Annotated in this window: 3 protein-coding genes; all 3 read right to left on the bottom strand. The window is 69.7% G+C overall.

Annotated features, from left to right (window positions below):
- The coding region (gene pepN, locus AC5RUJ_RS11230; protein WP_494155877.1) for an aminopeptidase N at nucleotides 1-2,098 on the bottom strand (2,098 nt) is incomplete at its 3' end.
- 127 nt (nucleotides 2,099-2,225) lie between these two features.
- Nucleotides 2,226-3,779: a glycosyltransferase gene (locus AC5RUJ_RS11235; protein ID WP_494128220.1), complete on the bottom strand. Its 1,554-nt coding sequence runs from the start codon at nucleotides 3,777-3,779 to the stop codon at nucleotides 2,226-2,228.
- 72 nt (nucleotides 3,780-3,851) lie between these two features.
- On the bottom strand, nucleotides 3,852-4,809 hold a 958-nt coding region (locus tag AC5RUJ_RS11240), incomplete at its 5' end, for a cyclic nucleotide-binding domain-containing protein (RefSeq protein WP_494155876.1).

Consider the following 4,809-nt stretch of genomic DNA (forward strand, 5'->3'; position numbering starts at 1 on the left):
CGCCGGCTACGAGCGAGGTGAGCAGTTCCCAGCGCAGGTCGGCGTCGACGGTCAGCCCCTCCAGCGTGCGCTCGCCGGAGAGCAGCGCGGCCACGGTGTCCAACTGCCCGCCGGTCTGCGCGTGCACGGCGAAGGCCTTGGCGAACTGCAGCTGCGAATCGGACCCCTCGGCCGCCTCTCCGGCCAGTTCCCAGAGCCGGTCGGCGGCGGCGATGGCCAACCGCTTGCGGTCGTCCGGGTTCACGTAGAAGGTCAGCGTGGTGGCCAGCTGCCGCAGCAGCACCAGCACCACCGAGGAGTCCGTCTCGTAGGCGATATTGTTCAGCACAAGCTCCACGTATTCGCGGGCCGGGGTCTCGCCGTCGCGGGTGGCGTCCCAGGCCGAGCCGAGCACCAGGGTGCGCGGCAGCGACGCGGTGAAGTCCTTCACGTGGCTCTTGGAGGTGGCCAGGGACACGTCGTCCAGCCGGATCTTGGCGTAGGCCAGGTCGTCGTCGTTGAGCAGCACCAGCGCGGGACGGGCCAGGCCGGCCAGCTGCGGCACCTCGGTGCGCTCGCCGTCAACATCGAGTTCCTCGCGGTGGGTGCGCACCAGCTTGCCGGCGTCGTCCAGGTTGTAGAAGCCGACGGCGAGCCGGTGCGGCCGGATGGTCGGGTAGCCGTCCGGCGCCGTCTGGAGGATCGCGAACGAGGTGATGGCGCCGTCGTCGTCGGTGGAGATCTCCGCGCGCAGGGTGTTCACGCCGGCGGTCTCCAGCCACTTGGCGGACCAGTCCTTCAGGTCCCGGCCGCTGGAGGTTTCCAGTTCGCCCAGCAGGTCGGCCAGCTCGGTGTTGGCCCAGGCGTGCTTGCCGAAGTACTCGCGGACGCCGGCCATGAACTCCTCCTGGCCCACCCAGGCCACCAGCTGGCGGAGCACGGAGGCGCCCTTGGCGTAGGTGATGCCGTCGAAGTTGACCTGCACGTCCTCCAGGTCCTTGATCTCGGCGGTGATCGGGTGGGTGGACGGCAGCTGGTCCTGCCGGTAGGCCCAGGACTTCTCCATCGACGCGAAGGTGGTCCAGGCGCCCTTGTACTCGGTGGCCTCGGCGGCGGCGAGCGTGGACATGAATTCGGCGAAGGACTCGTTCAGCCACAGGTCGTTCCACCAGCGCATGGTCACCAGGTCGCCGAACCACATGTGCGCCAGTTCGTGCAGCACGGTGATGGCCCGGCGCTCCACCATGGCGTTGGTGGGGCGGGAGCGGAACACGTAGTTTTCCAGGAAGGTGACCGCGCCGGCGTTTTCCATGGCGCCGGCGTTGAACTCCGGCACAAACAGCTGGTCGTACTTCTCGAAGGGGTACGGGGTGCCGAACTGCTTCTCGTAGAACTCGAAGCCCTGCCGGGTGAGGGTGAAGATGTTTTCCGCGTCCATGTACTGCATCAGCGACTTGCGCGCGAACACGCCCAGCGGGATGGTGCGGCCGTCGGAGCTCGTCAGCTCGCTGCGCACGGACTGGTACGGGCCGGCGATCAGCGCCGTGATGTAGGAGGAGATCCGCGGGGTGGGCTCGAACGCCCAGGTGGCGGCCGCACCGCCGTCGTCCGTGGATCCGACGTGCCGGGGCGCCGGGGTGGGCGAGTTGGAGATGACATCCCAGTGCGACGGCGCGGTGACGGTGAAGCGGAAGGCCGCCTTCAGGTCCGGCTGCTCGAAGACGGCGAACATGCGCCGCGAATCCGGCACCTCGAACTGGCTGTACAGGTAGACCTCGTTGTCCACCGGGTCCACGAACCGGTGCAGGCCCTCGCCGGTGTTCATGTACAGCGCGTCGGCGTCGATCTCCAGCACGTTGTGCTCCGCCAAATCCGGCAGCTGGATGCGGACGCCGTCGGAGACCTCGGCGGGATCCAGCGACTTGCCGTTGAGCGTGATCGAGCGGACGGTGTCCGTGACGGCGTCGATAAAGGTGGAGCCGCCGGGGGTGGCGGTGAAGGTCACCACGGTGCGCGAGCCGAACACCTTGTCGCCGCGGGTGAGGTCCAGCGTGACGTCGTACGACTCCACGCGGAGCAGTTCGGCGCGGGCGCGCGCTTCGTCACGGGTGAGATTCAAACCTGGCAAGTTCGCCTCCAGAAGTACTTAGTGCCCCGGCTGCGCGGGACCGGATGGTGTGCGTGGCGGGACGCGATATGAAACAACCCTTGCACAATGTGGCCATTGTCTCACCGCGGCGGGGTGCCTAGCCACCCGCGAGGACCTTGGTCCACGCCGAGACATAGCCGGGTTCGTCGAAGCGCTGCAGGGTGTCGCGGCTGGAGCGGGCGAACCGCGAGCGCAGTTCCGGGTCGCGCATCAGCGCCAGGATGCCGTCCGCCAGCGCCTGCCGCTCGCCGAAGGGCACCAAGAAGCCGTTCTCGCCGTGCCGGATGACGTCGCGGGGGCCGTAGTTGGCGTCATAGGCGGCGACCGGCACGCCGTAGGACATGCTCTCCAGCAGGATCAGCGGGAAGCCCTCCGACGCCGACGTCAGCACCGTGGCGCACGCGGAGGCGTAGATGTCCGACGGGCTGTTGGTAAACGACGGGAAGCTGACCGCGGCGCCGACGCCCAGTTCGTCGATGAGCGCTTTGACCGCTCCCTCCTCCTCGTCGCCGTAGCCGAAGCCGAAGACCTCCAGCCGCGCCCGCGGGTTGCCCTCGCGCACCAGGGCGAAGACCCGGATCGCCTCGTCCACCCGTTTCTTCGGGTGCAGCCGGGCCACCATCACCAGCCGGTCCGGATCGGTGGCGGGGCCCGGGTCCGGCTGCTCCGGCGGCGCCAGCTGGCCGATGGTGTGGAGCCGGTCGGCGTGGCCGAACTCGGCGGCGATGTCTTCGCGCTGCGCATCGGTGTGCAGGACCACGCCGTCCCAGGTGTCCAGGTTGTCCAGGAGGCGGCGCCAGTTGCGGCTGACGCCGGACCCTGCAACGTACGGGGGCTCCAGGTGGTTGCTGTGCACCGCCGCTATGCGCCGCAGGGTCGGATGCCTGACGCTGCCGACCACATCGTCCAAATTTCGGCCGGGCAGGTTATTCAGGTTCTCGCGGAATTCCGAGGTCAGCACCGGTGCGTCCTCGCCGGCCAGCAGGTGTTCGAAGGCGTGCCGGTAAAGCTCGCCCGGGTCCGCGAAGGTGAGGGCATCGCCGTCGTCGCGGGCCACGCCGTCGAACAGGTAGCTGCGCCCCCACTTGGGCGAGCCGGGATGGTGCGTGATTGTGAGGAAGCAGCGGCCGTCGCGGCCGATCAGTCGCTGGGCGGTGGGCGTCTTGGACGATTCCTGGAAATGCTGGACCAGCACCAGGCGGCCCTGTTCGTCCATTTCCTCCCGGCGCAGCCGCGCGCGGTTGGGGGCCAGCCGTTCGACGGCGGCCACCGTGCCTTCGGGGTGGAACCGCACGTAGCATTCCTCGATCCCGTCGCGGAAGTACCCGAAGGCCAGCCCGGAGTTGCCGACCGGCACGATGTCGTAGTCGTCCTCGGGCGGCGGCTGCACGGGTTGACGCGTATCCGTGCCGGGGCTCGGATCCAGCCCGTACAGGACGCTGCGGACCCTGACCTCCGGATGCAGGTGGCCGTCCGCCTTGAGACCGGCCACGTCGCGGGCGAGCCGGTGCTGCAGGCCCAGCACCTCGATCCAGATCCGTTCTGCCGCGCCGTTCCCGGCCAGCGTGTTGGCCCGGGTGCGCACCGCCTTGACCAGGCCGCCGCGCTTGAGCGCCAGCGTGTTGACGGGGAAGTGGACGGTGAGCGGCACGATGGCATCCTGTCGTCAGGGATGCCGCCATTGTTGCGGCCCGCCGGGCGCTCGTAAAGGGGCGGACGATGGTCACCCCTGCGCGGCCGCCACGGTGAGGTCGTGTTGCTCGGCCGCGATGTCCAGCAGCCGTTCGGCCAAGCTCAGCGCCGTGTCCGGGGCGTCCCGGCGCAGGCGCGCATAGCCGTCTGGCGTGAGGACCTCCACGAGGACCTTCCCCTCGGCTCGCACGTGGATCCGGGACCGAGTGCCGCCGAGGCCCCCGAAGCTGGTTCCGGCGGAGAAATACCGGGCGGCGTGATCGTCCTTGGAGGCGCTGGCGTTCCCGGAGGCGTTGGCGGCCGTGCGTGCCTGCCCCTCCATGACCAAGACCAGGCCCGGGTGTGGTCCGCCCGCGGGTACGATGGCCGCGCCGTCGTCGTACGTTCGCCGCTCCAGGTAGCCCGCGAGCGTCTCGCGCTCGCCGGCGGGCAGGGTCGCCGTCACAGGGTGGTCCTGCAACTGCAGCCGTTCGCCGGTCGCCGGCTGTCCTCCGTGCCGGCCGAGGAGGCGGTTTTCGCACCACCGGGCGGCAGCGTCCAGGGACGGGAACGCCGTCGGCCGGCCGCCCGTGCCGTCCTCTTCCGCGGACAGCAACCCGGCCGGGTCCACGAAGATCAGCAGGCAGGGATCCGAGGTTGCCTGCAGCCGCAGGAACATGGTCTTGGTGCGGCTGCCGAGCTCGTCCAGCCGGCTGATGTCGATCACCAAAACCTCGTGCGCGGGGGCCAGGTCGGCGGCCATCCGGATGACCGTTTCCGCCTCGGGAAAGAGCATGTCGCCGTGGACCTCGAGGAACCGCACCGTGTGGCCGTATTCGGCCAGCACGGCCAGTTCCCGCGCCGGGCGAACCCGCGGTGAGGGCTTCCCGGCCAGGGTGTAGTCGGCGCGGATCGTGGACCGGGCGCTGCGGGCCGCGTGGATGAAGTGCAGTCCCAGCTCCGCCGACAGCCGGCGGCAGGCCTCGGTGCCGCGGACGCTGTTGCCGTGC

The organism is Arthrobacter sp. Y3223164 (assembly GCF_059091005.1).